The organism is Dyella amyloliquefaciens (assembly GCF_004296575.1).
Lineage (GTDB): Bacteria > Pseudomonadota > Gammaproteobacteria > Xanthomonadales > Rhodanobacteraceae > Dyella > Dyella amyloliquefaciens.
Genome location: NZ_SAYT01000008.1, coordinates 30,255 through 57,146, shown reverse-complemented (window position 1 = coordinate 57,146; position 26,892 = coordinate 30,255). Strand labels below are relative to the sequence as shown.

The 26,892-nt window shown below is 65.4% G+C and carries 24 protein-coding genes and 1 tRNA gene; 9 read left to right on the top strand and 16 right to left on the bottom strand.

Going from position 1 to position 26,892, the window contains the following annotated elements; genetic code table 11:
- Positions 1–99 precede the first annotated feature (99 nt).
- The 4 genes from EPB08_RS18940 (at position 100) to purD (ending at position 6,737) form a co-directional block, all read left to right on the top strand.
- Positions 100–2,631, top strand: coding sequence for a DNA topoisomerase I (locus tag EPB08_RS18940; protein ID WP_130620683.1), 2,532 nt, complete (start codon positions 100–102; stop codon positions 2,629–2,631).
- A complete protein-coding gene (gene tsaC, locus EPB08_RS18935) occupies positions 2,632–3,204 on the top strand; it encodes an L-threonylcarbamoyladenylate synthase type 1 TsaC (protein ID WP_130620682.1) in 573 nt (190 codons plus the stop codon).
- Positions 3,205–3,393: 189 nt separating this feature from the next.
- Positions 3,394–4,758, top strand: coding sequence for an AMP-binding protein (locus EPB08_RS18930; protein ID WP_130620681.1), 1,365 nt, complete (start codon positions 3,394–3,396; stop codon positions 4,756–4,758).
- Positions 4,759–5,453: 695 nt separating this feature from the next.
- Positions 5,454–6,737, top strand: a complete 1,284-nt coding sequence (gene purD, locus EPB08_RS18925; protein WP_130620680.1) for a phosphoribosylamine--glycine ligase — start codon at positions 5,454–5,456, stop codon at positions 6,735–6,737.
- Positions 6,738–6,839: 102 nt separating this feature from the next.
- On the opposite strand, the gene EPB08_RS18920 is transcribed toward purD, so the two are convergent.
- The 7 genes from EPB08_RS18920 to EPB08_RS18890 all read right to left on the bottom strand — a co-directional run bounded on the left by EPB08_RS18920 (position 6,840) and on the right by EPB08_RS18890 (position 10,849).
- On the bottom strand, positions 6,840–7,289 hold the full coding sequence (locus EPB08_RS18920; protein ID WP_205746401.1) for an SRPBCC family protein: 450 nt from the start codon (positions 7,287–7,289) through the stop codon (positions 6,840–6,842).
- A gap of 50 nt (positions 7,290–7,339) precedes the next feature.
- On the bottom strand, positions 7,340–7,786 hold the full coding sequence (locus tag EPB08_RS18915) for an SRPBCC family protein (protein WP_130620679.1): 447 nt from the start codon (positions 7,784–7,786) through the stop codon (positions 7,340–7,342).
- Between the two features lie 114 nt (positions 7,787–7,900).
- Positions 7,901–8,548: a dihydrofolate reductase family protein gene (locus EPB08_RS18910; protein WP_130620678.1), complete on the bottom strand. Its 648-nt coding sequence runs from the start codon at positions 8,546–8,548 to the stop codon at positions 7,901–7,903.
- Positions 8,549–8,699: 151 nt separating this feature from the next.
- Positions 8,700–9,185, bottom strand: a complete 486-nt coding sequence (locus EPB08_RS18905) for a GNAT family N-acetyltransferase (RefSeq protein ID WP_130620677.1) — start codon at positions 9,183–9,185, stop codon at positions 8,700–8,702.
- Between the two features lie 33 nt (positions 9,186–9,218).
- The gene (locus tag EPB08_RS18900; protein WP_324615319.1) at positions 9,219–9,656 is read right to left on the bottom strand and encodes a GFA family protein; all 438 of its coding nucleotides are present in this window, start codon (positions 9,654–9,656) and stop codon (positions 9,219–9,221) included.
- A gap of 32 nt (positions 9,657–9,688) precedes the next feature.
- Positions 9,689–10,213, bottom strand: coding sequence for an SLOG cluster 4 domain-containing protein (locus tag EPB08_RS18895; protein WP_130620676.1), 525 nt, complete (start codon positions 10,211–10,213; stop codon positions 9,689–9,691).
- A 150-nt stretch (positions 10,214–10,363) separates the two neighbouring features.
- On the bottom strand, positions 10,364–10,849 hold the full coding sequence (locus EPB08_RS18890; protein WP_130620675.1) for a VOC family protein: 486 nt from the start codon (positions 10,847–10,849) through the stop codon (positions 10,364–10,366).
- Between the two features lie 269 nt (positions 10,850–11,118).
- Here EPB08_RS18890 and EPB08_RS18885 point away from each other — a divergent pair, with 269 nt between their 5' ends.
- The gene (locus EPB08_RS18885; RefSeq protein ID WP_130620674.1) at positions 11,119–12,993 is read left to right on the top strand and encodes an MFS transporter; all 1,875 of its coding nucleotides are present in this window, start codon (positions 11,119–11,121) and stop codon (positions 12,991–12,993) included.
- A 112-nt stretch (positions 12,994–13,105) separates the two neighbouring features.
- Here the strand turns inward: EPB08_RS18885 and EPB08_RS18880 are convergent, their stop codons facing one another.
- The 8 genes from EPB08_RS18880 to EPB08_RS18845 all read right to left on the bottom strand — a co-directional run bounded on the left by EPB08_RS18880 (position 13,106) and on the right by EPB08_RS18845 (position 18,298).
- The gene (locus tag EPB08_RS18880; protein ID WP_130620673.1) at positions 13,106–13,975 is read right to left on the bottom strand and encodes a cobalamin biosynthesis protein; all 870 of its coding nucleotides are present in this window, start codon (positions 13,973–13,975) and stop codon (positions 13,106–13,108) included.
- A 197-nt stretch (positions 13,976–14,172) separates the two neighbouring features.
- On the bottom strand, positions 14,173–15,144 hold the full coding sequence (nudC, locus tag EPB08_RS18875; RefSeq protein WP_130620672.1) for an NAD(+) diphosphatase: 972 nt from the start codon (positions 15,142–15,144) through the stop codon (positions 14,173–14,175).
- 13 nt (positions 15,145–15,157) lie between these two features.
- Entirely contained in the window at positions 15,158–15,535 is a 378-nt protein-coding gene (erpA, locus tag EPB08_RS18870) for an iron-sulfur cluster insertion protein ErpA (protein WP_130620671.1), read from the bottom strand.
- A gap of 46 nt (positions 15,536–15,581) precedes the next feature.
- Positions 15,582–16,010 carry a bactofilin family protein gene (locus EPB08_RS18865; protein WP_130620670.1) on the bottom strand — a complete coding sequence of 143 codons (429 nt, stop codon included), beginning with the start codon at positions 16,008–16,010 and terminating at the stop codon, positions 15,582–15,584.
- Positions 15,997–16,749, bottom strand: coding sequence for a DUF6776 family protein (locus EPB08_RS18860; protein WP_130620669.1), 753 nt, complete (start codon positions 16,747–16,749; stop codon positions 15,997–15,999). Before EPB08_RS18860 ends, EPB08_RS18865 begins: the two co-directional genes overlap by 14 nt.
- A gap of 100 nt (positions 16,750–16,849) precedes the next feature.
- Entirely contained in the window at positions 16,850–17,320 is a 471-nt protein-coding gene (gene bfr, locus EPB08_RS18855; protein ID WP_130620668.1) for a bacterioferritin, read from the bottom strand.
- A gap of 143 nt (positions 17,321–17,463) precedes the next feature.
- Complete coding sequence (locus EPB08_RS18850) at positions 17,464–17,664, bottom strand: (2Fe-2S)-binding protein (RefSeq protein WP_130620667.1); 201 nt, start codon at positions 17,662–17,664, stop codon at positions 17,464–17,466.
- Between the two features lie 76 nt (positions 17,665–17,740).
- Entirely contained in the window at positions 17,741–18,298 is a 558-nt protein-coding gene (locus EPB08_RS18845; RefSeq protein WP_130620666.1) for an RNA pyrophosphohydrolase, read from the bottom strand.
- Positions 18,299–18,484: 186 nt separating this feature from the next.
- On the opposite strand from EPB08_RS18845, the gene EPB08_RS18840 reads away from it, so the two are divergent.
- Both EPB08_RS18840 and EPB08_RS18835 read left to right on the top strand, forming a co-directional pair.
- Positions 18,485–18,561: transfer RNA gene (locus EPB08_RS18840), tRNA-Met, on the top strand.
- Between the two features lie 513 nt (positions 18,562–19,074).
- Positions 19,075–22,164: a TonB-dependent receptor gene (locus EPB08_RS18835; protein ID WP_229238416.1), complete on the top strand. Its 3,090-nt coding sequence runs from the start codon at positions 19,075–19,077 to the stop codon at positions 22,162–22,164.
- An 88-nt stretch (positions 22,165–22,252) separates the two neighbouring features.
- On the opposite strand, the gene EPB08_RS18830 is transcribed toward EPB08_RS18835, so the two are convergent.
- Entirely contained in the window at positions 22,253–23,419 is a 1,167-nt protein-coding gene (locus tag EPB08_RS18830; RefSeq protein ID WP_130620665.1) for a XylR family transcriptional regulator, read from the bottom strand.
- A gap of 476 nt (positions 23,420–23,895) precedes the next feature.
- Between EPB08_RS18830 and xylB the strand changes: the two genes are divergently transcribed.
- Positions 23,896–25,407, top strand: a complete 1,512-nt coding sequence (gene xylB / locus EPB08_RS18825; RefSeq protein WP_130620664.1) for a xylulokinase — start codon at positions 23,896–23,898, stop codon at positions 25,405–25,407.
- A 51-nt stretch (positions 25,408–25,458) separates the two neighbouring features.
- Entirely contained in the window at positions 25,459–26,796 is a 1,338-nt protein-coding gene (xylA, locus tag EPB08_RS18820) for a xylose isomerase (protein ID WP_130620663.1), read from the top strand.
- Positions 26,797–26,892 lie beyond the last annotated feature (96 nt).

The following is a 26,892-nucleotide window of genomic DNA, read 5'->3' as shown; positions in this document are numbered from 1 at the left end:
ACATGATCGAGCTTGACGCGGTTGAGTCGGCATGCCTTTAACTAAATATAGAGGCTGGCCCCGGACGGGCGTGGCCATTGATGGCGGATACCGAGTTTCATGGCAAAAAACCTGCTTATCGTCGAGTCGCCGGCCAAGGCCAAGACGATCAACAAGTACCTCGGCAAGGACTTCCAGGTCCTCGCCTCGTACGGTCACGTGCGTGACCTGAAGCCGAAGGAAGGGGCCGTGGACCCCGACCACGGCTTTGCCATGGCCTATGAGGTCATCGACCGCAACGAGAAACACGTCGATGCCATCGCCAAGGCGGCCAAGGTGGCCGACGACATCTACCTCGCGACCGACTTGGATCGCGAGGGTGAGGCCATTTCCTGGCACATCAGCGAGATCCTCAAGGAGCGCGGCCTGACCAAGGGCAAGCAGCTCCATCGCGTGGTGTTCTCCGAGATCACGCCCAAGGCGATCAAGGCTGCCGTCGCGGCGCCGCGCGAACTGTCGCTGGACATGGTCGACGCGCAGCAGGCGCGCCGCGCGCTGGACTACCTGGTCGGCTTCAACCTGTCGCCGGTGTTGTGGCGCAAGGTACAGCGCGGCCTGTCCGCCGGCCGCGTGCAGTCGCCGGCCTTGCGCATGATCGTCGAGCGCGAGGAAGAGATCGAAGCGTTCAAGGCGCGCGAGTACTGGACCATCGAGGCGCAGCTGCGCCATGCCGAGGGTGATTTCACCGCCAGGCTCACCAAGCTGCACGGCAAGAAGTTCGAGCAGTTCGACCTCACCAACGAGCACGACGCGATGGCTGCGCGTGCGGCGCTGAAGGAAGCAGCGCATGGCCGCCTCACCGTCAGCGACGTGGGCAGCAAGGAACGCAAGCGCCGTCCGGCGCCGCCGTTCACCACCTCCACGCTGCAGCAGGAGGCCGCGCGCAAGCTCGGCTTCTCCACCAGCCGCACCATGAAGGTGGCGCAGGGTTTGTACGAAGGCGTCTCGCTGGGCAGCGAAGGCAACGTCGGCCTGATCACCTACATGCGTACCGACTCGGTGGCGCTGTCCGAGGATGCGCTGGGCGAGCTGCGCGAGCTGATCACGCGCGACTTCGGCCGCAAGGCGTTGCCGGACCATCCGCAGACCTACAAGTCCAAGTCCAAGAATGCGCAGGAAGCGCATGAGGCGATCCGTCCGACCTCGGCCATGCGCACGCCGCGCGAAGTGGCCTCGTTCCTCAACGACGAGCAGCGCAAGCTGTACGAGTTGATCTGGAAGCGCACGGTCGCCTGCCAGATGATCCACGCCACGATGAACACCGTGTCGGTGGACTTCGAAGTCAAGCATGTCGCCGGTGGCGACGCCGCGTTCCGCTCGACCGGCACGACCGTGATCGATCCGGGCTTCCTGGCGGTGTACGAGGAAGGTCGCGACCAGAAGAACGCGGACGATGACGACGAAGGCCGCCGCCTGCCGAAGCTCGAAGTGGGCGAGCAGGTCGCGCTGCACGACATCGCGGCCGACCAGCATTTCACCGAACCGCCGCCGCGCTATTCCGAAGCGAGCCTGGTGAAGACACTGGAGGAATACGGCATCGGCCGTCCGTCCACCTACGCCAGCATCATCCAGGTGCTGTTGAACCGCGAATACGTGTTGCTCGACAGTCGCCGCTTCAAGCCGACCGACGTGGGTCGCGCGGTGAGCAAGTTCCTCACCTCGCATTTCACCCGCTACGTCGACTACGACTTCACCGCCAAGCTCGAGGATGAGCTGGACGCGGTGAGCCGTGGCGAGGAAGCCTGGGTGCCGCTGATGGAGCGCTTCTGGCAGCCGTTCAAGCAGCAGGTGGACGAAAAGACCGAGTCGGTCGATCGCAGCGAAGCCACCGGCGCGCGCGAGCTGGGCACTGATCCGAAATCCGGCAAGCCGGTTTCGGTGCGCCTGGGCCGCTACGGGCCGTATGCGCAGATCGGCGACAAGGACACCGACGAGAAGCTGCAGTTCGCCAGCCTGCGTCCGGGCACCAGCATGCACACCATCACGCTGGAAGAGGCACTGGAGCTGTTCAAGCTGCCGCGCAAGCTCGGCCAGGCCGACAACGGTGACGAGGTGAGCGTGGGCGTGGGCCGCTTCGGTCCGTTCGTGAAGCAGGGCAGCACCTATGCCTCGCTCAAGCCCGAGGACGATCCGTACACCATCGAGCTGCCGCGCGCCCTGCAGATCGTGCAGGAAAAGCTGGAGATGATTGCCAACCGCACCATCCTGGACTTCGGCAACGGCGTGCAGGTGCTCAATGGCCGCTTTGGTCCTTACATCACCGATGGCGAGAAGAACGCGCGCATCCCGAAGGACCAGGAGCCGAAGGCGCTGACCGAGGCCCAGTGCATCGAGTTGCTCGCGGCGGCGCCGGTCAAGAAGGGGCGTGGCGCGTTCAAGAAGGCAGCGGCAAAGAAGGCTGCTGCGGAGAAGAAGCCCGCCGCGAAGAAGGCCACGGCCAAGACGGCGACCGCCAAGAAGGCTGCGACCAAGAAGGCTGCGGCAACCAAGACGGCCACGAAGAAGACGGTCGCCAAGAAGACCACGGCGAAGAAGGCCGCCACGAAGAAGGCCACCGCCAAAAAGGCGGCCAGCAAGAAGACGACCGCCTGAGTGGCGGCTCGCTTCACTCTTGCCGACCTTGATGCCGCCGCTGCGCTGCTGCGCCGTGGCGGCGTCCTCGCCTACCCCACCGAGGCCGTCTTCGGCCTCGGCTGCGATCCACATGATCAGGGAGCGTTCGAGCATGTGTTCGCGCTCAAACAGCGCCCGGCCACGCAGGGCGTGCTGCTGATCGCGGCGGATTTTTCCCAGGTCGAACGCTACATCGACCTCAGTGCCGTGCCGTCCGAGGTGCTGGCCCAGGTGCGGGCCAGCTGGCCGGGTCCCCATACCTGGATCTTCCCCCGTTCGCCGGCGGTGCCCGACTGGGTGGCCGGTGCGCACGCCGGCATCGCCTTGCGGGTGACCGCGCACGCCCCCGCCGCCGCACTCTGCCGCGCCTTCGGTGGCGCGCTGGTGTCCACCAGCGCCAACCCCCATGGCGAGCCACCGGCGCGTACCGCGGCGACCGTCGAGGCCTACTTCGGCGACGCCCTCGAGGGCATGCTGGATGCCCCGGTGGGGGATCAGCAGAAACCGACCGTCATACGCGACGCCATCTCAGGCGCTATCATCCGAGCCTGACTGAGGTTGTTCGTTTCGCAAAATGGTGCGAATCATGAACAGCCTCCGCATGCCACGGCTCGCCGGTAGGGGCGGATTCAGTGGCTGCCCTGAGGATGGGGACCTCAACGGGCTCACAGCGTTTACCCGTTCGCATGGCGGCCTGCGCTTGCCGGCTCGTCGGTTTGACTTGCAGCCTTGGAGATGAGCTTGGCCATCGTTTTCGAAAGCTTCCAGCGGGATCAGGCGGCCAACGGCCTGCCCTTGCTGGTGGCCGGCCGGCCGGAGCGCACCGTGGCCTGGCGCGAGGGCAAGCCCGTGAGCGCTGCGCAGTTCCTGGCGCATGTGCAGGCAATCGCCGCCCAGTTGCCGCCTGCCGCCACCGCGGTGAACCTGTGCGAAGACCGCTATGCCTTCCTGGTGGCGTTCTGCGCCATCGCGCTGCGTGGCCAGGCCAACCTGCTGCCGTCCTCGCGCGCACCGCAAGCCGTGGCCGAGGTGATGGCCACGCATCCGGGTTGCTATGCCGTAGGCGAGTTGGCGCTGGACAACCCGCCGCCGCACTACCGCCACCTGCCCGCCCTGCTCGATACGCCCGACGCTGCCGACGGCTGCGCCTGGATGGATATTCCCGCCGAGCAGGTGGTGGCCATCGGCTACACCTCCGGCTCCACCGGCGTGCCCAAGGGCAATGCCAAGACCTGGCGCAGTTTCCACGCCAGCAACGCCGGCAACCTGCGCATGCTGCATGCCGCGGTAGGCAAGGGTTTCCACGTGGTGGCGACGGTGCCGCCCCAGCACATGTACGGCATGGAGATGTCCGTGCTGCTGCCGCTGCTGGACGACGTCAGCGTGCATGCCGGGCGCCCGTTCTTTCCTGGCGATGTCGCCGCTGCGCTGGCGGAGGTACCCGAGCCACGTGTCCTGGTGACCACGCCCGTGCATCTGCGCGCCCTGATCGAATCCGGCGTGGCGATGCCATCCATTGCTGCCATGGTGTCCGCTACCGCGCCCATGCCGGTGGAGCTGGCGCAGGCGGCCGAGGAGCGCTACGGCGCCCCGCTGCTGGAGGTCTTCGGCTCCACCGAGACCTGCGTCTTCGCCAGCCGCCGCGCGGCGGCAGACGAGCCGTGGACCCTGTTCGACGGCGTTCACCTGCACCCGCAGCCCGATGGCACGCAGGTACGCGCGCCGCAGCTGGACGAGCCGATGACGCTGGCCGACATCGTCTCCCTGCATGACGGCGGCCAGCGCTTCCGCCTGCGTGGACGCCATGCCGACATGCTGGAAATCGCCGGCAAGCGCGCTTCGCTCGGTGACCTGACGCGCCGTCTGCTGGCGATCCCGGGCGTGAAGGACGGCGTCGTGTTCCAGCTCGATGGCGGCGACCCGCTGGGTGTCCATCGCATCGCAGCGTTGGCCGTGGCCCCCGGCATGCACGAGCACTCCATCCTCGATGGTTTGCGCCAGGCGGTGGATCCGGTGTTCCTGCCGCGGCCGCTCAAGCTGGTGGATGCATTGCCGCGTAACGAGACGGGTAAGTTGCCGCGGGCGGCGTTGCTGGCGCTGCTGTAGGCCCGGCTCTTCTAGCTTCCGCGCGATTTTGTGGGGGCGGACCCTGTGCGCGACAGGCGCATCATGCCCCACCTCTCAGGTGAGCGAGCGGTAGCTCCCTCTCCCTCCGGCGACCCGAAGGTAGTCCCTGTGGGAGAGAGGGTTGGGGAGAGGGTGCGGTTCTCGCCCCTGTTCGTCATCACTGCGCAGGCCAGAAGGGCTTTACAACAGCCAAAGGCTGGTCATCCAGGGCTCGGCTCCTGCTTGATGCGCGATCGCCAGCGTGCCGCCTACGCGGCGGGCGTTTCGATCCCCTGCCGGCGCTCGAGTCACTTTTCTTTTGCTGGTCCAAAAGAAAAGTAACCCAAAGAAAACGACCTGAAGAGCTGGCAGCATTTCGATGGGAAAAGCTTTGAAGGTTCCCGAGCACGGATTGCGACTGCCTCCGCCGTCAAACAGCGGCTACACCGCAACGCGCCGTGACGCTGAGGACTTAAGGCAGCCCCGTTGTTTCCACCGGTCTATCACTTCTCCCTCTCCCCGCCGGGGAGAGGGTCGGGGTGAGGGGCGGGTGCTCGCGGCGGGATCACCTACCAGGGATACCCCGCCCTTGGTTACCTGGTTGCCGCCCCCTTGCTGCGCTGCGCAAACCCACCCCAACCACTACAATGACCGACTGCGCCCCCTCGGCGCTGTCCTCAAGCAGTGGAGTGAGCATGAAAGTCCTGGTCATCGGCAGCGGTGGGCGCGAACACGCGCTGGCGTGGAAGCTCAAGCAGTCGCCGCGCGTGAGCGAGGTGATCGTTGCTCCCGGCAACGCCGGCACGGCGCGCGAGAAGGGCCTGCGCAATGTGAATGTGGCCGTCACTGACATCGATGGCCTGCTCAAGTTGGCCAAGGACGAGAAGATCGAGCTGACCGTGGTCGGCCCCGAAGTGCCGCTGGTGGCCGGTGTGGTCGACAAGTTCCGTGCGGCGAGCCTGCGCTGCTTCGGCCCGCGCGCCGTGGCCGCCCAGCTGGAGGGCTCCAAGGCCTTCGCCAAGGACTTCCTGCACCGCCACAACATTCCCACCGCCTACTACGCGGTGTTCACCGAGCTCAATCCGGCACTGGCCTACGTGCGCAAGCACGGCGCGCCGATCGTCATCAAGGCCGATGGCCTTGCCGCCGGCAAGGGCGTGGTGGTCGCGCTGACCCAGGCCGACGCGGAACAGGCACTGCACGACATGCTCGGCGCGCACCAGTTCGGCGACGCGTCCGCGCGCGTGGTGATCGAGGAATTCCTCGATGGCGAGGAAGCCAGCTACATCGTGATGAGCGATGGCCAGCACGCGCTCCCGATGGCCAGCAGCCAGGACCACAAGCGCCGCGACGAAGGCGACCTCGGTCCGAATACCGGCGGCATGGGTGCCTATTCGCCCGCGCCGGTAGTCACCCCGGACGTGGAAAAGCGCATCCTCAAGGAAGTCATCGAGCCGACGCTGCGCGGCATGGCGATGGAAGGTGCGCCCTTCATCGGTTTCCTCTACGCGGGCCTGATGATCGACAAGAGCGGAGCGCCCAAGGTCATCGAATTCAACGTGCGTTTCGGCGACCCGGAAACGCAGCCCGTCATGCTGCGCCTGAAGTCCGACCTGGTCGAGCTGATCGAAGCCGCGCTCGACGGAGAGCTGCACCACACCCACGCGCAGTGGGATCCGCGTCCGTCGCTGGGCGTGGTGATGGCGGCAGGAGGCTATCCGGGCAAGGTACGCAACGGCGACGTCATCACTGGCCTGGACAGCGACTTCGGTCCTGACTCCAAGGTTTTCCACGCGGGCACCCAGCTCGATGGCAAGGGTGAGGTCGTGACGGCGGGCGGCCGTGTGCTCACCGTGTGCGCGCTCGGCAAGGACATCGCCGCGGCACGCGAACATGCCTACGCCGCGGTCGGCAAGATCCATTACGAAGGCGCGTTCTGTCGCCGCGACATCGCCCATCGGGCCCTGCATCGCGGTTGAGCGCATCATCCCGCACGATAACGAAAGCCCCGGTTTTGCCGGGGCTTTCGTTTTGATCAAGGCGCACTTGCGGCGTTTCGGGTGGCTCATGCCACCGCACACTCAAGGTTGTTCGGCCAGCGCCTTCAGCCCGCGCAGCACCTCACCGAAATCACCGGTCACCATGGGCCCGAAGGCTTCGGCGGAGGGGCCGGTGATCCGGGTGCGATAAACGACACGCACACCACCCGAGCCCTGAGGCTCGATGCAGTGCTCGACGACGACACAGGTACCGTCGATGACGGTCTCGTCCGTAAAGCCTTCGTGGTCACGGACATCAACCAGCGTACTGACGAAGGCTTCCGAGCCCGGCGGTTGCATCGTGAAGGTCGTACCGGCGACGAAGGGGCCATGCAGTTCGATGCGATCGATGCCTGCGTTCCACGCCTTCCATCCTGGAACATCCGCGAACAGCTGCCAGATGCGTTCGGGCGAGGTGCGGATGTCTATGCTCTCTTCATGAGTCCACATGGCAACTTCCTGTTGTGTGCGATCGATGAACTTCGTTCGCAATGGGCGGGTGTGATGCGTACGTTCCCGTCTGTCGAGCGACAGACCGCTTCTTATCCCGGGATCTCCGGCTCAACCAGAGCCGCCAGATGAAGCAGCGACTCCTGCCAGCCGAGATAGCACCCATCGACGGGGATGATGTCGGGGATGCCTTCCTGCACGACGTTCAGCTCGGTACCGCAGGACACCTTGCGCAGCGTGATGGTGGTCTGCATCTCGCCCGGCAGGTTCGGATCGTCGAACGTGCCCGAATAACGCAGGCGCTCGCCCGGAACGAGCTCGTGATAGGTGCCACCGAAGGCGTGGCTGTGGCCCGTGCTGAAGTTGGTGAACGACATCCGGTAGGTGCCACCCACCTTGGCATCCAGCTGATGCACCTTGCCGGTGAAACCATTAGGCGGCAGCCAGCGCGCCATGGCATCCACGTCCGTGAAAGCGCGATAGATCTTCTCCGGCGTGGTGCGGAGCACTCGGTGAAGCTTGACGGTGTTGCTGCCCATGACTCGTTCTCCTGATGATCGCTGGAGCGTGAAGTTCAAGCGCGCCGTGTTGGCATGGGTTTGACGAATCAGCGGAACGCCATTCGACACAGGGCGCTGACGAGCACGTCGTGCTTAGGCCCGCTTGCGCAGGAAGACATGCTGCGTCCGCTCACCGGGCACGCTGCGATGGCACTCATAACCGAGAGACCGCAGGTCGAGACCCTGGAACAGGTTCTCGCCGGAGCCTAGCAGCACCGGACGGACGGCCAGATGCAACTCATCGACCAGTCCTGCCTGCAAATACTGGCGCACCGTGGATACGCCGCCGCCAAGGCGAACATCGAGGTCCCCGGCTGCGGCCTTCGCCTGCGCCAGAGCGGCCTGGATGCCTTCGGTGACGAAATGGAACACTGTGCCACCCTGCATCGTCAGCGATGGCCGCGGATAGTTCGTCAGCACGAACACGGGCACGTGATACGGCGGCTCCTCGCCCCACCATCCTCTCCAGCTCTCGTCCGGCCACGGTCCGCGAATCGGGCCGAACATGTTGCGGCCCAGGATCCAGGCGCCGATGCCGTTGAACCCTTCCTCCGCCATCGTGTTGTCCACGCCGGTCGCGCCGACGTCACCGCCATACATGGTCTGCCACAGGCGCGTGTGGAAGAACCATTCCATCAGTTCCGGGCCGCCCACGCCCAGCGGGTTTTCCAGATCCTGGCGGGGGCCGGCGCCATATCCATCGAGGGACAAGGAAAAGCTCTGCACGCGGAGTTTCGACATGGCCTGCTCGCAGTCAGTGGACGGGATCATCTATACGACGAATCACCTGCGTGGATTTCGACATGAAACCCGGTCGTGGTGGGATGGATCATGCACGCACCTTCCGACGGCGCCCTGCGCGTCGACGCGGTCGCTGGCACAGTGTGCGCCATCATGCGTCGGCCAGTGCCAGGGCGTAGAACCGCGTGCCCGGCAGGTGCTTGTCGTTGTACGGCGGAATCTCGACGAAGCCGAGGCGTCGATAGAGCGACTGTGCTGATGCCATGGTGGGCAACGTATCGAGAAGAAGCTCGCGGAATCCCGCATGCCGCGCGGCGGCAATCACGGCCTCCACCAATTGCCGCCCCAGGCCCAGGCTGCGATACGCCGGCCGCACGTACAACCGCTTCATCTCACCCATCTGGCCATGCAGGGGGCGCAGCGCCACGCAACCGGCGAGCTCCTCGTCCACGTGTGCGAGATACAGCGCGCCCCTGGGCGGTACATAAGGATCTGGCAATGCCGCGAGTTCGGCGGAAAAGCCCTGGTATTCGAGATCGGTGCCAATGGCTTCGGCGTACTCGCGAAAGAGATCGCGTGCATCCGCGGCGAGTCCGGTGTCCGTCACCTGTTTCAACACGATATGCGTGGCTTGCATGATCGATGGCCATCCTGTCCAGGGAAAAAGCCGTTATCCGGGATCCTTGTCGAACGCCTGCGCTCCCGCGGGCAACCGGACCCAGGGGTGCCTGCGGCAGTCATAGACCGAAACCGTCGGCGCGGGAAAACCCGGATCGGCGAACGCCCCTACGGCGACGCTCACGCGATCGTCTTCACCTTCTTCGGTATGAAAGACCGTGGTTCCGCATACCGGGCAGAACCGGAAGGTGAAACGCGAGCCGTGGTCGCCGGTACGTACGTATTCTGTCGCCGTGCCGAAGACGCGAAACGGTGCGCTGAAACCCGCCAGTGCCGCAAAGACGCTACCCGTCCGGCGCTGGCAGGCAAGGCAGTGGCATACACCGACGCCGCGCGGTTCACCGTTGACCTCGATACGAAGCTGGCCGCAACTGCAGGATGCTGTTCGTGAAGTCATGGGTTGCCTCGCAGAAGAATCGACAGGTTCCATGTTTCGGTTGAAACGCGTCGCGAACCGTGGCGTCAGGCGTGAGCCTGGACAAGGCCCAGGGCGCGAAGCTGTTGCTCGAGTTCCACCACCGAGCCCCAGGGCAGGATGGGTGAGTTCTGGCGTTCGTCCGGTGGGTTAGATGGAAGCCCGTCGGACCAGCCGCCGCAGCCCACGAGCGGAAGCAGCGGTCGCTTGTGCAGCCAGGCCAGACAGACTTCCGAGATCGTGCCTGCACGACCGCCGATGACGATGCAGGCATCGCCGGCAAGCGCCATCAGCAGGTTGCGGGCATCGCCCATGCCGCAAGGGATGACGACGTTGGCGGGCCACTCCGGGGCGGGCATCTGGCCCGGGGGAATGATACTGACCACCATGCCACCAGCTTCGATGGCGCGCTCGGCGGCTACACGGGTGGCCGGGCTTCCGCAACCGCTGACCACGGTGATGCCGAGTTTCGTGAGCAGCGCTCCGGCTGCGCCGGCCAGCTCGTAGGCTGCGGAGTCCGGCTCCGCGCTACCCAGGACGCATACCTGGGGGCGACGATGGGATGTTGTCATGTGCAGTCCTTTGATCGGTGTCCGGCGTTTGACTTGGGCCGGGCGATATCCGTCGAAGCAATTCACTTCCGCAGCATTGCCGGGGACGACGGTGGGGCTCTGCAGTCTTGCATAGGGCGAAGTCGAGATGCGCGTGTCGAAAACGCGTGTTCAGCCGCGATGCGCCGCCTCGATGGTTGCGATATCGATCTTCTTCATCGTCATCATTGCGTCGAACGCACGCTTGGCGGCGACGCGGTCGGGATCGGTGAACGCCCTGGTCAGCGCGATCGGCGTGATCTGCCATGACAATCCCCAGCGATCCTTGCACCAGCCGCAATCGCTCTCCTGCCCGCCGTTGCCGACGATCGCATTCCAGTAGCGATCCGTTTCGGCCTGGTCGGCCGTCGCGACCTGGAACGAGAACGCCTCGCTGTGCTTGAACACCGGGCCGCCGTTGAGTCCGAGGCACGGAATACCCATCACGGTGAACTCGACGGTCAATACGTCTCCTTGCTTGCCTGACGGATATTCCCCCGGGGCGCGGTGCACCGCGTTGACGGATGAATCGGGAAAGGTCGCTGCGTAGAAACGTGCCGCTTCCTCGGCGTTGCCATCGAACCAGAGACACACCGTGTTCTTCGCCGGGTTTGCCATGTCACTTCTCCATTGAACAAGTCTACCCCCGGGCGAGTTGGAGCCGGGGAATACTCGAGCCTAGGAGCCCGGTAGGCATTTTTGCGTCAACGCCCATGGCATCCTGAAGGCGGCGAATACATACACCACCCGATCCGCGGCCACGTATAGCGCATGGTGTGGTTGACGAGGCGACGCGCCCACCTGTTGCCGACAGCGGTGTCCCAGTCCGGATGATCGACAGCTAGTTTTCGCGCTAGGCTTGCGCCGTCATCGCGCCAGGGACCCGCATGAGCCAGTTCAACCTGCTTGGAAGCCGCCGCTTCGCCCCGTTCTTCTGGACGCAGGCTCTGGGTGCGTTCAACGACAACGCGTTCCGTAATGCGATGGTCATGCTGGTGGCGTTCCAGATGGGGCTGGATGACCACACGGTGTCGCTCTACACCAACCTCGCGCCGGCATTGTTCATCCTGCCCTATTTCCTGTTCTCGGCTACGGCAGGACAGCTGGCGGAGAAGTACGAGAAGTCGCGCATCATCCGCTACGTGAAGCTGTTCGAGATCGCCGCGATGGTGATCGCGGCGATCGGCTTCTACACGCACCACACCACGCTGCTGCTGGTGGTGCTGTTCCTGATGGGCCTGCACTCGACCACGTTCGGCCCGATCAAGTACGCGATCCTGCCGCAGGCGCTCAAGCCCGAGGAACTGGTGGGCGGCAACGGCCTGGTGGAAATGGGTACGCAGCTGGCCATGCTGATCGGCATGATTGCCGGCAACTCGCTGATGCTCATCGCTGGTTACGGGCCGGTGGCGGCCTCTTCGGCCACGATCCTCATCGCGGTGCTGGGCTACCTTGCCAGCCGCCGTATTCCGCCGGCGCCGGCCACGGCACCGGACCTGGTGTTCAACTGGAACCCGATTACCGAAACGGTGCGCGTGCTGGGCATCACGCGCGAGGACCGCCGGGTATTCAATGCGGTGCTCGGCATCTCTTGGTTCTGGTTCTTTGGCACGGTGCTGGTGGCGCAACTGCCCAACTACACGCGCATGAACCTGGGCGGAGACGGCTCGGTGAACACGCTGGTGCTCACGCTGTTTTCGCTCGGCACCGGCATCGGCGCGCTGTTGTGCGAGCGCATGTCGGGGCGTCGCGTGGAGGTGGGCCTGGTGCCGCTGGGCGCGTTTGGTCTCACGGCCTTCGGCGTGGATCTGTATTTCGCGCATCCGCACCTGGCCGCCGTGCACGGCCTGGACTGGCATGGCTTCCTGCGCAGCGCCGGAAGCTGGCGCGTGGTGATGGATCTCACGCTGATCGGCGTGTTCAGCGGCTTCTACGTGGTGCCGCTGTTCGCCTACGTGCAGGCGCGCACGCCGCGCGAGCGACTCTCGCGCGTGATCGCGGGCAACAACATCCTCAACGCGTTGCTGATCTGCATGGCCTCCGGCTTCGGCCTCGCCCTGGGTGCGCTCGGCCTCACTGCGGTACAGATTTTCCTCGCGGCGGCGGTGCTCAACGTGGTGGTGGCGGTCTACATCTTCACGATCGTGCCCGAGTTCCTGATGCGCTTCATCACCTGGGTGCTGGTGAACACGCTGTACCGCGTGCGCATGGACGGGCTGGAGCAGATTCCGGAGGAGGGGCCCGCTTTGCTGGTGTGCAACCACGTCAGCTTCATGGACCCGCTGGTGCTGATGGCGAACCTGCGCCGCCCTGCCCGCTTCGTCATGTATTACAAGATATTCAACATCCCGGTGCTGAACTTCGTGTTCCACACCGCGAAGGCGATACCCATCGCCGGGCAGAAGGAAGATCCCGCGGTGCTGCAGCGCGCCTACGACGACGTGGATGCGGCGCTCGCCGATGGCGAACTGGTGTGCATCTTTCCCGAAGGTGGGCTGACGCGTGACGGCGACATCGCGCCGTTCCGCCCGGGCGTGGCGCGCATCCTCGACCGCCGCCCGGTGCCCGTGGTGCCGCTGGCGCTGCGCGGCCTGTGGGGCAGCGTGTGGAGCCGGCGCGATTCGATGCTGCACCGGTCGCGCTTGCCGCGGCGCTTCCGTGCGAGGGTGGAGCTGGTGGCGGGTGCGCCGATCGCACCGACGGATGCGCGCATGGCGACGCTGGAGGCACGGGTGCGGGAGTTGCGCGGCGATTTCGCCTGAGCGCGTTTTGCCTGTTTGTGGGAGCGCACCCTGTGCGCGACAAGCCTACGGAGTGGTAACGGCGATATTCCGCGGTCGCGCACAGGGTGCGCTCCCACAGCGGAAGGCGTCGTCAGGCCATCCAACCCGCCAGCACGACCAGTGCGACCACGCTCAACCAGGCGAGCAGGGCACGCAGCAATGCGCCGCGCAAACGGATCAGCTCGCCGATGATGTCGGTGCGCTCTTCGGCATAACCGTCGCCGGCTTCGATATCGACCCGCACGTCGGCACGCGCGGCGGCGCCGAGAAAACCCGGGCCTTCCACGTACCAGCTGTTCGGCGACTGCTGCTGGTGCCAGCGCTTCCACGCGCCGATCACCGCGTCCCAATGGCCGACCAGGGCCAGGGTGAACACCATGAGCTGCGCCGGCAGCCAGTCCGCCACGTTGGCGAAGGCGCGGGCTGCATTGTGGGCCTGCGGATCGAGGCGCAGGCTGGGATCGTGTCCCATCGTCTGTGCGAGGCGATACAACAGCGCGCCGGCAGGGCCGAGTATGAAAAACCACAGCAGCACACCGAAGCGACGGCGCAGCGCGGCATAGGCCGTGGCTTCGCCGAGCGCGATGGCATTCCACTGCACCGCTTCGCCGTCATCGGAAAGCGCCTGCGCGGCAGCCTCGCGTGACGGTTGGTCGGGCGCCTTGAGGATGGCTTCAAGGTCCGCTTCGAATGCATGCGGGCCAAAGCAATAAAGCAGCACGACCAGCGAGAAGATCAGGCGCAGCAGGTCGCTGGCGGGCATCAGGCCGATCAGCCACATCACCAGCAGGCACAGCACCACCGGTACGCCGAGCGTAACCGTGGCACGCGCCGGGCCGCTGGTGTCGCCGAGTTGCGCCACCCAGCGCCGGAAACCGCCATCGCCACGCCAGTGCGTCAGTTGCGGCGCAACGTGCACCAGTCCGAGTGCGATAAGGGCAGTGAGCAGGCTGACAGCCATGAAACGGTCTCCGGTCGTTGGCCGCATTGTAGGTCATGGGTATGACGGCAAGCAGCCAGTGCACCCATGCCTATCCCTTGTAGGAGCGCACCCAGTGCGCGATCAGTGCCTGGTTGTGCCCGCGAAAACCGGTGGTCGAGGTGGGGTGCCGTTCTGCGGTCGCGCACTGGGTGCGCTCCTACAGGGAACAGCGAGGCTCAACGCCTGTACTGCGCCACCAACGCATCGAGGTCCAGCCCTGCTCGCTGCTTCAGCCAATGCTCGAGCAGGCGATAGGACACCGACAACGGCAACGAGGGCAGGAAACTTCCATCCGCCAGGCCATCCACGATGTCCTGTGGGGTGAACCAGCGGGCTTCCTCCAGTTCGCGGTCACGCAGCCGGATCTCGCGCGAGATCGCCTTGGCGGTAAACCCCACCATCAGCGATTGCGGCAGTGGCCACGGTTGCGAAGAGTGGTAATGCACCTCGCCGACGATCACGCCCGATTCCTCGGCCACCTCGCGGCGGACGGCGTCTTCCAGTGCTTCGCCCGGTTCGACAAAACCGGCGAGGGTCGAGTAGCGACCCTTCGGCCAGCCGGCCTGGCGGCCCAGCAGGCAGGCGCCTTCGTGTTCCACGATGACGATGACCGCGGCATCGGTGCGCGGGAAATGCATGCGGCCGCAGTTGTTGTTGGTGCACTGGGCGCGGTGGCCGGAAGCCACCAGGATCAGTGGCGATCCGCAGTAGGCGCAATAACGGGTTTCACGCTGCCAGTGGGCGAGGCCCTTGGCATAGGCGAACAACCCGGCTTCGTCGGCGGCGAGCAGCAGGCCTACGTCGCGCAGGCCGGCGCGACGCGCACCGAGTTCGGCTTCCAGCTCGGCGGCGCGATCGGTGTTGTCGAGTGCGAGCAGGAAATGCGGCCGTTCGCTCGCAAAGCCGAGGAACGTCGCCTTCACTTCGCCGAGCAGTCGTTCGCGCTCGCCGCTGTCCAGCCAGCGCAGCGTGTCGCTGCCGGGCAGCAGATAGGTCTGGCCCAGCGCGTCGAGCAGGAGGTAGCGGGCATGTTCGGACGCGGCGTGTTCATTCACCCACATCGACTCGTCGCGCTTCTCGGCGACCCGGTCGAGGATGAGGCTTAGTCCCGCGAAGGTGTTGAGGCGCGGCGTCGTGGTGCGGTCCATGCCTCGTCGGCGCTCAGGTAGAGAAGGAGGAGCCGCAGCCGCAGGTGGTCTTGGCGTTGGGGTTGCGGATGACGAACTGCGAGCCGCTCAGGCTTTCCGAATAGTCGATCTCGGCGCCGGTGAGGTACTGCAGCGACAGCGGGTCGACCAGCAGGGTGACACCTTCGCGGTTGATCGCGAAGTCGTCTTCGGCCTGGGCCTCATCGAAGGTGAAGCCGTACTGGAAGCCCGAGCAGCCGCCGCCCGTGATGTACACGCGCAGCTTCAGCTCCGGATTGCCTTCCTCGACGATCAGCTCGCGCACCTTGCGGGCGGCGGCCTCGGTGAAGACCAGAGGCACGTTGGCGCTGCGATAGTCGGGAATGCTGGGAAGGGGAACGACGGTATCCATCATGCTCAGGTGGGGGTGATGCGGCTTGCGCGCAAGGATACCCCGATCAGGCCGGTACCGGTTCCGCGCCGGCCAGCGAGGGTGCCGGCAGTTCACGCGGCAGCTCGACGGCGTGATGGCTCATGCGGCCGTTCACCTGGGCGCCGGCAGCCATTTCCAGGGTGCGGTAGTGCACGTCGCCGATGATGCGGGCCTCCGGAGCCAGTTCCAGGCGCTCGGTGGCATGGATGTCGCCTTGCACGCGCCCATTGATGATGGCGTGCGGCACGCGAATCTCACCCTGCACGATACCGCTCTCGCTCAACGTGAACACGGCGCCGTCCTCTTCGGCCAGCACCGAGCCCTCGATCTGCCCATCCAGGTGCAGCGTGCCGCTGAAGCGCACGTCGCCGCGAATCAGGGTGCCGCGTGCGATCAGGCTGGTGTCGGAAGCGTGAGAGGCGGGCGCGCGGTCGGAGCGCTTACGGTTGAGCATCTTGTTCCCCTTGAGTCGGTGTGAGATGGCCGGACAGGGCGTCGCCCCAGGTCACGGCCCGGCTGACCGCGTCGTCCCCTGCCGGCTGGGCGGTGACTACCAGCCGGGTCGGCTGGAAATCGGCGGGCAGCACGATGGTCGCGTGCAACTGTTGAAAATATTTGAAGCGGAACGCCATGCCGCCGCTTTGCGAGGTGTCGCCCAGCGTGTCCCAGGTGAGCCGCACCACCTTGTCACCGCGCAGCCCTTCCACGGCGACGGTGGCGTTGCCAGTCACGTCTTCGCCACGCTTGGCGTTCTGTGTGAGGCTGAGGGTGAGGTTCCAGGCGCGCGAGCCGCTGACCGGCTGCAGCCGCACTTCCTGCACCTTGAGCCCTTCGCGCTGCGCATCGCCGCCGGTGAGGCGCGAGTAAAAGCCGAGATCGGCGCGCAGCCCGCTGATTTCCTCCTCGCGCTCGGCGAGGGTCTTGCGCAGCGACTGGTTGGCGATGTCTCCCACCTGGCCGCCGCGCTGCAGGTTGGCTACCTGCTGCTGCAAATCGTCGTTCTGCCTGCCCAACACCTTGAGCTCGCGTTGTTCGGTGGCGGCGGGTGTCGCATGGCGTACCAAGGCCCCCACGATCACGCCCGTCAGCGCGAGGCTGAGCAGCCATGCGCCGGCCAGCCACCAGGCACGCCGCCGCCAGCCGGCCGCGTCATGCGGACGTACCACGAAGCGCGGTGGTGGGCGTGAAGCCATGCGCGGCCTTCCCGGAGAAAACCAAGGTATAGCCGCGCCGTGACGAAAGCGTCAAGGAACGACGCCACGCTTTGGGGCGGGCCAGGACGGCCCCGCCCGGTCAGCTGTCGATCTTGGACTGCAGGTAGCGCTCGGCGCTGAGGTCCTTGATCAGGCTGAACTGGGTCTCCAGCCAGTCGATGTGTTCTTCCTCATCGTGCAGGATGGACTTGAACAGGTCGCGGCTGACGTAGTCGGAGATGCCTTCGCTGTAGGCGATGGCTTCGCGCAGGTCCTTCACCGCGGCCATTTCCAGATCCAGGTCGCCCTGCAGGCATTCCACCGGGTTCTCGCCGATGCGCAGCTTGCCCAGGTGCTGAAGGTTCGGCAGGCCGTCGAGGAACAGGATGCGCTCGATCAGGTGATCGGCATGCTTCATTTCCTCGATCGATTCCTTGTGCTCGTGCTCCGCCAGTTCGCCGTAGCCCCAGTCCTTGTACATGCGGTAATGCAGCCAGTACTGGTTGATGGCGGTGAGCTCGTTGTAGAGCACCTTGTTGAGGAACTCGATGACCTTCGCGTCGCCCTTCATGAGAAGTCTCCTTGCGTCTACAGCGAACGACTATACGTCGCCCTTGACGGCGATGACGGAACGAGAATAAGTCCGAATCGGCCAAACAAAAACGCGCAGCCAAAGCTGCGCGTTCCGGGGCATTCGTGTTGTCCGCGTGCGACTCAGGCGACGGCGGCGATCGGCAAGGCAAGCATCACTTGCTGCACCGCCTTGTCGAGCGTGGTGCGCGCTTCCTGCTCGCAGCAGCCGCAGCAGTCGGAACAACCGGTGCGCGCCTGCAGGTCGGCGAAGTGATGGACGCCCTCGGCGGCGGCCCGTCGGATGTCACCGTCGGTGACGGCGTTGCACATGCAGATATACATGGGTGCATATGGGAACGCAAATGCGAATGATTGTCAACTAGCGGTGACTCCGGGGCCGCTGGGGCCGGTCCGCCGCTCAGGCGGCGGCGTGGCCCTTGCGGGGCGTGTGTCCCGGTTCCTGACCCGGGCGCTGGGGCAGCTCGCCCAGTTCCAGGCTCAGCAGGGCTTCCACCAACGGTGCGAAATGCCGTAGCGCGCGTTCGTAGACCTGGCGCTTGAAGTTGACCACGTGGGAGGCCGGATACCAGAAGTCCACCCAGCGCCAATGGTCGAACTCGGGCTTCTCACAGGCATCGAGGCGCAGGTCCTGCTCATTGCCGACCAGGCGCAGCAGGAACCACACCTGCTTCTGCCCGATGCAGGTCGGGCGCTGGTGGTGGCGTACGTAACGGCTGGGCAGGCGGTAGCGCAACCAGCCACGGGTGGCGCCGATCACTTCCACATGATGCGCGGCGAGGCCGGTTTCCTCTTCCAGTTCGCGGTACATGGCTTCCAGCGGCGTCTCGTCGCTGCGCATGCCGCCCTGGGGAAACTGCCAGCCATCACGATTGACGCGGCGCGCCCAGAACAGTCGGCCGTCCGCATTCAGCAGAACGATGCCCACATTCGGACGATAACCATCGACGTCGATCATGTTGCCTCCTGGGCCGGCCGCATGAAGGAAACACAGGTTTCCAGATAAGGCTGCCCGGGGTCGATTCAATCACGCCCACCAGGACGCGGCAAGCCAAACACTTGAACCGGAGAGCCGGTCCGACTAGACTGCCGGGCCCCGCCTGATCGACGCCACGTCGACGACCCTGGTCGGGGACGCACCCAAGGCTATGTAGCTCAGCCGGTTAGAGCACAGCACTCATAATGCTGGGGTCGGTGGTTCGAGTCCACCCATAGCCACCATTGCGCGTATTCGAAAGCCCTGCAGCCATGCGGGGCTTTTTGTTTTGGTGGCATGCGCGCCAACCGTGTCTCGTCGAATTTGATCCGCCGCGACGGGTACGCGGGCATCCGCGCGCCGTGCCTTTGGGAGCGGCACCGAACGGACCCTCCGGGGTACGGCCATGACACCCGGAGGCAGCGGGGGCATGGAGGGCGGGTCCACCCTTTTCTTGGTGCGCTGCACCGCACGATTTCAAAAAGCTTCCGGGCGGGAGGGAGGCTCCATACGCGCGCTGTTCGCAGTAAATGCGGCGACAGCAAACGAAGAAACATGAAGCGCCGCCCGCTTTTTGACAATTGTTTGGCAGGACGCCGTCCTATTCACTACGCCGACGCCGAAGACCGCGCGATGGGGATCGCGCCGCCCAGCGAACTGCGGGGCAGGCTTCCAGCGTAGGCACATAACAGGAACCGAGCGGCCAAGGCCATCGGTGACATCACATCCCGGGGGAGTGAGTTCGAATGAAGGGCAAGATGCAAACGACTGATTTGCAGCATGGGGCGCACCCGTTGTTCGCCGCCACGCTGTCCCGTGGCCGCCTGGCGGCAGGTATCGCCCTCGGCCTGGCGCTGATGCACGCGCCGACCCTGGCATTCTCCCAGGACAGCACGCAGCCGGCAGGCAGCGCGGCGCAGGGGCCGTCCACGGCTGCCGCCAAGGCCGACGCCAACAAGAAGAAAGACGGCAAGAAGGACGACGACAAGAAGGATGTGCAGAACCTCGACGGCGTGACCGTGACCGGCATCCGCGCCAGCCTCGAGTCCTCGCAGTCGCTGAAGCAGAACGCCAGCCAGATCGTGGATTCCATCACCGCGACGGACATGAATGCCCTGCCTGATCGCAGCGTGACCGAAACCCTGCAGCGCATCAGTGGCGTCACGGTGGACCACTTCCTCGCCGACAACGATCCCGATCATCCGTCCTCCGAAGGCAGCGGCGTGCTGATCCGCGGCCTGCCCTACGTGGCCAGCCAGTTGAACGGCCGCGACAGCTTCTCGGCCAACAACGGCCGCTCGCTGGGCTTCGAGGATGTGCCGGCCGAGCTGATGGCCGGCGTGGACGTGTACAAGAACCCGTCGGCGGAGCTCATCGAGGGCGGCATCGCCGGCACGGTGAACCTGCGCACGCGCATGCCGTTCGACAATCCGGGCGAGGTGACCAGCTTCTCCTACGGCATCAACGAAGGCGACATGGCGAAGAAGAGCAAGCCGTCGGCCTCGTTCCTGTACAGCAACCGCTGGAAGACCGACAGCCTGGGCGAGTTCGGCGCGCTGATCGACGTCTCCTACTCGGAGCTGGCGTCGCGCAACGACGGCATCCAGACCAACCCGTACGTGATGCGCCCGAATGCGACGGATACGGCGTACTACGCGCCGAATATCGCCGCCGGATCACCCACCAGCACCGTGTACGTGCCCGGCGACATCAACTGGCTGGAAATGGAGATGCAGCGCCGCCGCATCGGCCTGTACGGCGCGCTCCAGTGGCGCCCGACCAGCGATCTCGAGTTCTACTCGCAGTTCTTCCGCTCCGACTACAACCTGGAGTGGGACCAGCACAACGTGCAGACCAACGAGAGCGCGTACAACAACGTGCTGCCGGCGCCGGGCACCCAGTTCAACTACAACGGACAGGGTGTGTTCCAGAGTGGCACCATGGCGTCAAATGCGTGGCGTGGCGACGCATCGATGGGCATTCCCGACGGCTACGTGAACTACTACACGGACAACCGCATCCAGCACCAGCACACGCGCACCACGGACTGGTCGAACGGCTTCAAGTACAACATCAACGATCACGTCCTGCTCAGCGGTGACTTCCAGTTCGTGAAGTCGACCAGTGACATGAACGACTTCTCGGTGTTCGGCCAGTTCTACATGCCGCCGGCCAACGTGAGCGTGGTGGGCACGCCGAGCCTGACGCTGGCCGATCCCAGCTATCTCGCCAACCCCGCCAACTATTACCTCGGCGCGGCGATGGATCACCTGGAATACGACTACGCCGTGCAGCGCACCGGTCGCCTGGACCTGGAATACAACTTCCAGGACAGCAGCTGGCTGCAGTTCGCCCGCGTCGGCGTGCGCGCCACCAATCGCGATGCCTCCAGCAACAACACCAGCGGCAACTACAACTGGGGCGCGATCAGCCAGATCTGGAAGGCGTCCGGTTACACCTCGACCGGCCTGGACTGGTTCAACCAGATTCCGGCGTGGATGTCCGAGCAGTACACGATGTCCAACTTCTACCGTGGCGCCAAGCTGCCGACCACGCTGTGGTTCCCCAGCACCGCGCTGGTGAGCAACTACCGCAAGGCGATCCAGGCCCTGTACGCGATCGAGGCCGATGGTGGCTGGCAGGCACAGGTGCCGGGCCTGGCCGGTGAAAACAACCAACAGAACGAAGACACCAAGGCCATCTACGGCTCGCTGTACTTCGGCAACGACGACGCGCTGGGTGTTCCCTTCGATGGCAACATCGGCCTGCGCTACGTGACTACCGACGTCAGCGCGAACGGTGCCATCCAGTACCCGTCCGCCAGCAACATCAGCGGCAGCACCGCCAACCTCACGCCGGAACAGCTGGCCCTGTTCAGTGGCGCCTACGTGCCGATCTCCGGCAAGGGCAGCTACCACAACCTGTTGCCCAGCCTGAACGTGCGCTTCAAGCTCACCGACCAGCTGCAGCTGCGCTTCGCCGGCTCCAAGGCGATGACTCGCCCGGACATCAACCAGCTCAACTCGTACATGAAGCTCGGCGCTTCGTGGGGCGGCCCGGCCGGACAGGAGCCGACCATCACCGGCTGGACTGCGAGCACCGGCGGCAATCCGGACCTGAAGCCGCTGGAGGCCACCCAGTTCGACTCCGCGCTCGAATGGTACTTCTCGCCCACCGGCATGCTGTACACGACGGTGTTCTACAAGAAGATCAAGAACTACATCACCAATGAAGTCACGGTCGAGAACATCGGTGGCCAGGACTTCGCGGTGACCGGTCCGCAGAACGCCGGCAACGGCAACGTAAAGGGCATCGAGGCGGGCTACTCGCAGTTCTTCGACTTCCTGCCGGGGGCATGGAAGGGACTGGGCGTGCAGGCCAACTACACGTTCCTGCGCAGCAGCAAGATCGCCGGCACCACGTCCTGCGATCCCGACCACGCCAACGGCTCCTGCGGTGCAGACTTCATCGTCACCAATCCGCCGTTGCCGATGGCCGGCCTGTCACAGAACAGCTACAACCTGATCGGCATGTACGAGTACTCCAACTGGTCGGCCCGCGTGGCGTGGTCGTGGCGCAGCCGCTACCTGATCACGGCGGAGGATTCGGGCGATACCTACCTGCCGATGTGGAACGACGCCTACGGCCAGCTCGACGCCTCGGTGTTCTACCACATCAACAAGAACATGCAGGTCGGCCTGCAGATGAACAACCTCACCAACTCGACCACGCGCGTGCTGATGGGCCCGGCTACCTACGTCGATGGCGTGGTGGATCCGAAGCTGTACACCCGTGCGATCTTCGAGAACGACCGCCGCTACGAACTGGTGTTCCGCGCCACGTTCTGACGGGCTTCACGGTCCCGTAGGCAAGTCCGCGTCCGCTGCCGTCATGCCCTCCCGTGCATGCTGGCAGCGGACGTGGCGACTTTGCGGTCTACGTCCGCAGCTGTTCCTGGTACTGCTTGGGCGTGCAGTCGAACTCGCGGCGGAACACCACGTACATGTATTGCAGCGAGGTGAAGCCGCTGCGCACGGCCACGTCGGTCAGCGACATCGCGGGGTCGGTCAGCAGGTGGCGTGCGCGTTCCAGCTTGTGCTCCAGGATCACCTGGTGCACCGATTTCTTCAGCTCGCGCTTGAAGTGCTCTTCCAGCAGCGTGCGCGAGACGTTGACGTAGCCGGCCACCTGCTCGGCCTTGATGCCCATGCAGGCGTACTGGCGGATGTAGTGCCGCGCCCGCATCACGTGCGGGCTGCGGATGCACTGGTACTGGCTGCTGGCCTGCACGTTGATGCCGGCCGGCGGCACCAGCACGCGTGACCCGGAGCAATCACCGCCATGCAACATCTGGTGCAGCAACTGCGCGGCCGTACGGCCCATCTCCTCGGCGCCCTGCATCACCGAGCTGAGGCGGATGGAGCTGAGCACCTGCACGATGGGATCGTTGTCGATGCCGATGATGGCCACCTGCTCGGGCACCGGCACGTCGCCGACGATGCAGGCCTGCAGCAGCTGCCTTGCCCGCGCGTCGGTCGCGGCGATGATGCCTATCGGCTTGGGCAGTCCGCGGATCCATTCGGCCACCTCATGCTGCGCGCGGCCCCAGCCGCCCGCGCTGGTGGACGAGCCGTGGTAGACGATACCTTCCAGCCCGTCAGCCGCGGTCAGGTGACGGAACCACATCTCGCGTTCGTGGGCCCAGCGGTTGTCGGGCTCGGGCGGCTTGCCGAAGAATGCGAAGCGTTCCAGCCCGTGCTCGGTCAGATGGCCGTAGGCCAGCTGCACGAGCTTGCGGTTGTCTGTCGCGACATAGGGAATGCCCGACGGATAGTGCGAGTCATCGGCGTACGAGCCGCCCACGGCCACTACCGGAATGGGGAGCGCCGACACAGACTCGGCCACGACCGGGTCGTCGAAGTCGGCAATGATGCCGTCGCCCCGCCACTGGCGGATGCCCAGGGTGCGACAGCGGAAGTCCTCTTCCATGAAGAGGTCCCACTTCACGCGGGTAAACGTGAGGTATTCCCCGATGCCTGCGATGACCTGCCGGTCGTAGACCTTGTTTGCATTGAAGAGCAGTGCGACGCGATGGGGCAGCATCCGTCAACCCTTGGCGATGGGCACAGACGCCGGAAGGTAGCGTCTTGAATTTCCCGCGACACGCTGCGCTGCATCATCCGGGTGCCGGCGTGTCGGTGCACGTCGTCGATGTCGCCACTCGGACGTCTATACTGCCGTTCGATCGTGCCGCGGCGGACGGCCCGCTGCGCGGATCGCGGCAGGGGAAACCCGGTCGTTTCGCTCCTGCCGGCGCGATCGGCCCCGCCGGTCGCCGATGGGGGGTGCCTGGCCCCGTGGCTGCCGGAACGGTCATCCAGGCGCCGCGGGCGCCGTGCCCGAACACCGCTTTTTCGGCTTTTTTGCATTGCGGCATGGCATTTCCGCAAAGCGCTAGTACAGTCTGCAGCGTTCACCCCCCTTCCGGTGGCAGGGCCGTTCCAGGCGCTGCGGAATGGATCGGGGGTTTTATTAGACCGATTCATGGTAGCGCTAACATTTCGGACCCCTGAAAACGTATGAGCCTTGTGGTTGGACTCGATGTCGGTACCCAGAGCGTCAAGCTGGTCGCATACGACGCGGCCGCGCGTCGCGTGGTTTCCACCCATGGCCATCCACTGGAGCTGATCGCCGGCGATGACGGCAGTCGCGAGCAGCAGGCCCAGTGGTGGATCGATGCGATCCGCGCCTGCTTCGCCAAACTGGATCCCGCGTCGCGCGCGCGCGTGAGCGCGATCGGCGTGTCCGGCCAGCAGCACGGTTTCGTGCCGCTGGATGCGGCGGGCAAGGTGCTGGCGCCGGCGAAGCTGTGGTGCGACACCAGCACGCAGCGCGAATGCGACGAAATCATGGGCGCGGCCGGTGGCCCCGGATGCTGCGTCGAACTGGCGGGCAATCCGATCCTGGCCGGCTACACGGCGTCCAAGCTGCCCTGGACGCGCAAGCATCGGCCCGATGTCTATGCGCAGCTGGCGACGATCCTGTTGCCGCACGACTACGTGAATTTCTGGCTCACCGGCGAGCGCTGGATGGAATACGGCGACGCCTCCGGCACCGGCTGGCTGGACGTGCGCACGCGCCAATGGTCGCCCGAGCTGCTGGCGGCCACCGACGCGGGCCGCGACCTGGCCGCGTGCCTGCCGCCGCTGGTGCAAGCGGACGCGAGCTTCCCGATCGCGCCCGCGATTGCTGACGAGCTCGGCTTGTCGCGTTCGGTGCGCGTGTCCGCCGGTGGCGGCGACAACATGATGGCGGCGATCGGCACCGGCAACGTGGAGCCGGGCGTGCTCAGCATGAGCCTGGGCACCTCGGGCACGCTGTTCGCGTTTGCCGACCATCCCGTCGTGGATGACGGCGCCGGCTGGGCCGCGTTCTGTTCGTCGACCGGCGGCTGGCTGCCGCTGATCTGCACCATGAACTGCACGATCGCCACCGAAGGCGTGGCCAAGGCCTTCGGTTTCAGCACGCGTGACGGTGATGCCGTGATGGTGGGCACCTCGCCGGGCGCCGCGGGCCTGGTGATGCTGCCGTTCTTCAACGGCGAGCGCACGCCGGACCTGCCGCATGCGCGCGGAAGCCTGCAGGGCATGGACCTGGGCAACTTCACGCGTGGCAACATCTATCGCGCCGCGATGGAAGGCGCGACCTATGCGCTGCGCAACGGCTACGACGCGCTGCTGGCCGCCGGCCTGCGCTTCGACGCGATCCGCCTCACCGGCGGCGGCAGCCACAGCGCGGCGTGGCGCCAGATGATCGCCGACGTGTTCGAGCTGCCGGTGGAAGTGCCGCTGCAGGCGGAAGGCGCCGCCTTCGGCGCCGCGCTGCAGGCGCTGTGGGCACAGGAGCGCGCGCTCGACCGCGATGCCGACCTCGCCGCGATGGCCCGCGAGCACGTACTGATCGCCCCCGGACTTTCCACGCGCCCGGACGGCAAGAACATCCCCGCCTACCAGGCGTCGTACCAGCAGTTCCTGCGCCATCTCGATGGCGCCAAGACCTTCTACGCCAGTCACCCGGCGGGCATCGCCTGACGCCCCGCCCAGCCTGTTGCCTCATCCATCCTCGACCAGGACCACAAGATCATGAGCACCCCCTTCATCGGCAAGCGTGAATTCTTCCCCGGCATCGGCCGTGTCCCGTTCGAGGGGCTGGGTTCGGACAATCCGCTGGCGTTCAAGCACTACGACGCCAACAAGAAGATCGGCGACAAGACCATGGCCGAGCACCTGCGTTTCGCGGTGTGCTACTGGCACAGCTTCTGCAACGCCGGCCACGATCCGTTCGGTCCGGGCACGCGCAATTACCCGTGGGATGCGGAAGGCACGCCGATCGCGCGCGCCGAGGCGAAGATGGACGCCGCGTTCGAGTTCTTCACCAAGCTCGGCGTGCCCTACTACTGCTTCCACGACATCGACATGGCGCCCGACGCCGATGACGTGGGCGAGTACGAGAAGAACCTCAAGCACATGGTCGCGCTCGCCAAGGAGCGTCAGCAGGCCACCGGCATCAAGCTGCTGTGGGGTACGGCGAACCTGTTCAGCCATCCGCGCTACATGAACGGTGCGGCGACCAATCCGGATTTTGCCGTGGTGGCCCGCGCGGGCGTGCAGATCAAGGCGGCGCTGGATGCCACCGTGGAACTGGGCGGCAGCAACTACGTGTTCTGGGGTGGCCGCGAAGGCTACGCCTCGCTGCACAACACGCAGATGAAGCGTGAGCTCGAGCACTTTGCGCGTTTCCTCACCATGGCGCGCGATTACGGTCGCAGCATCGGCTTCAAGGGCAACTTCCTGATCGAGCCCAAGCCGATGGAGCCGATGAAGCACCAGTACGACTTTGATTCGGCGACGGTTGCGGGCTTCCTGCAGCAGCACGGCCTGGAGAAGGACTTCAAGCTCAACATCGAAGCGAACCACGCCACGCTGTCGGGCCACACCTTCGAGCACGACCTGCAGGTGGCTTCCGATCACGGCCTGCTTGGCAGCATCGACGCCAACCGCGGCAATGCGCAGAACGGCTGGGACACCGACCAGTTCCCGTCCGACCTGTACGACACCGTGGGCGCCATGCTGGTGGTGCTGCGCCAGGGCGGGCTCGCTCCGGGCGGCCTCAATTTCGATGCGAAGGTGCGTCGCGAATCCACCGACGCGGATGATCTGTTCATCGCCCACATCGGCGGCATGGATGCGTTTGCGCGCGGCCTGGAAGTGGCGCACGCGCTGCTCACGCAGTCGCCGCTGGAGCAGTGGCGCGCGGAGCGCTACGCCAGCTTCGACCATGGCGCGGGGCGCGATTTCGCCCAGGGCAAGCTCAGCCTGGCCGACCTGCACGCGCTGGCCGTGAAAGCCGGTGAGCCGGCCAAGCGCAGCGGCAAGCAGGAGCGCTACGAGAACCTGATCAACCAGTACCTGCTGCGCTGACGGCATCGCGGGTCATGCCCGCGGGTCTGATCTGAGTGGTCGGCAAGGTGCACGGGGACGTGCCTTGCCGACTTGGGGAGCCGGAAATACGACATG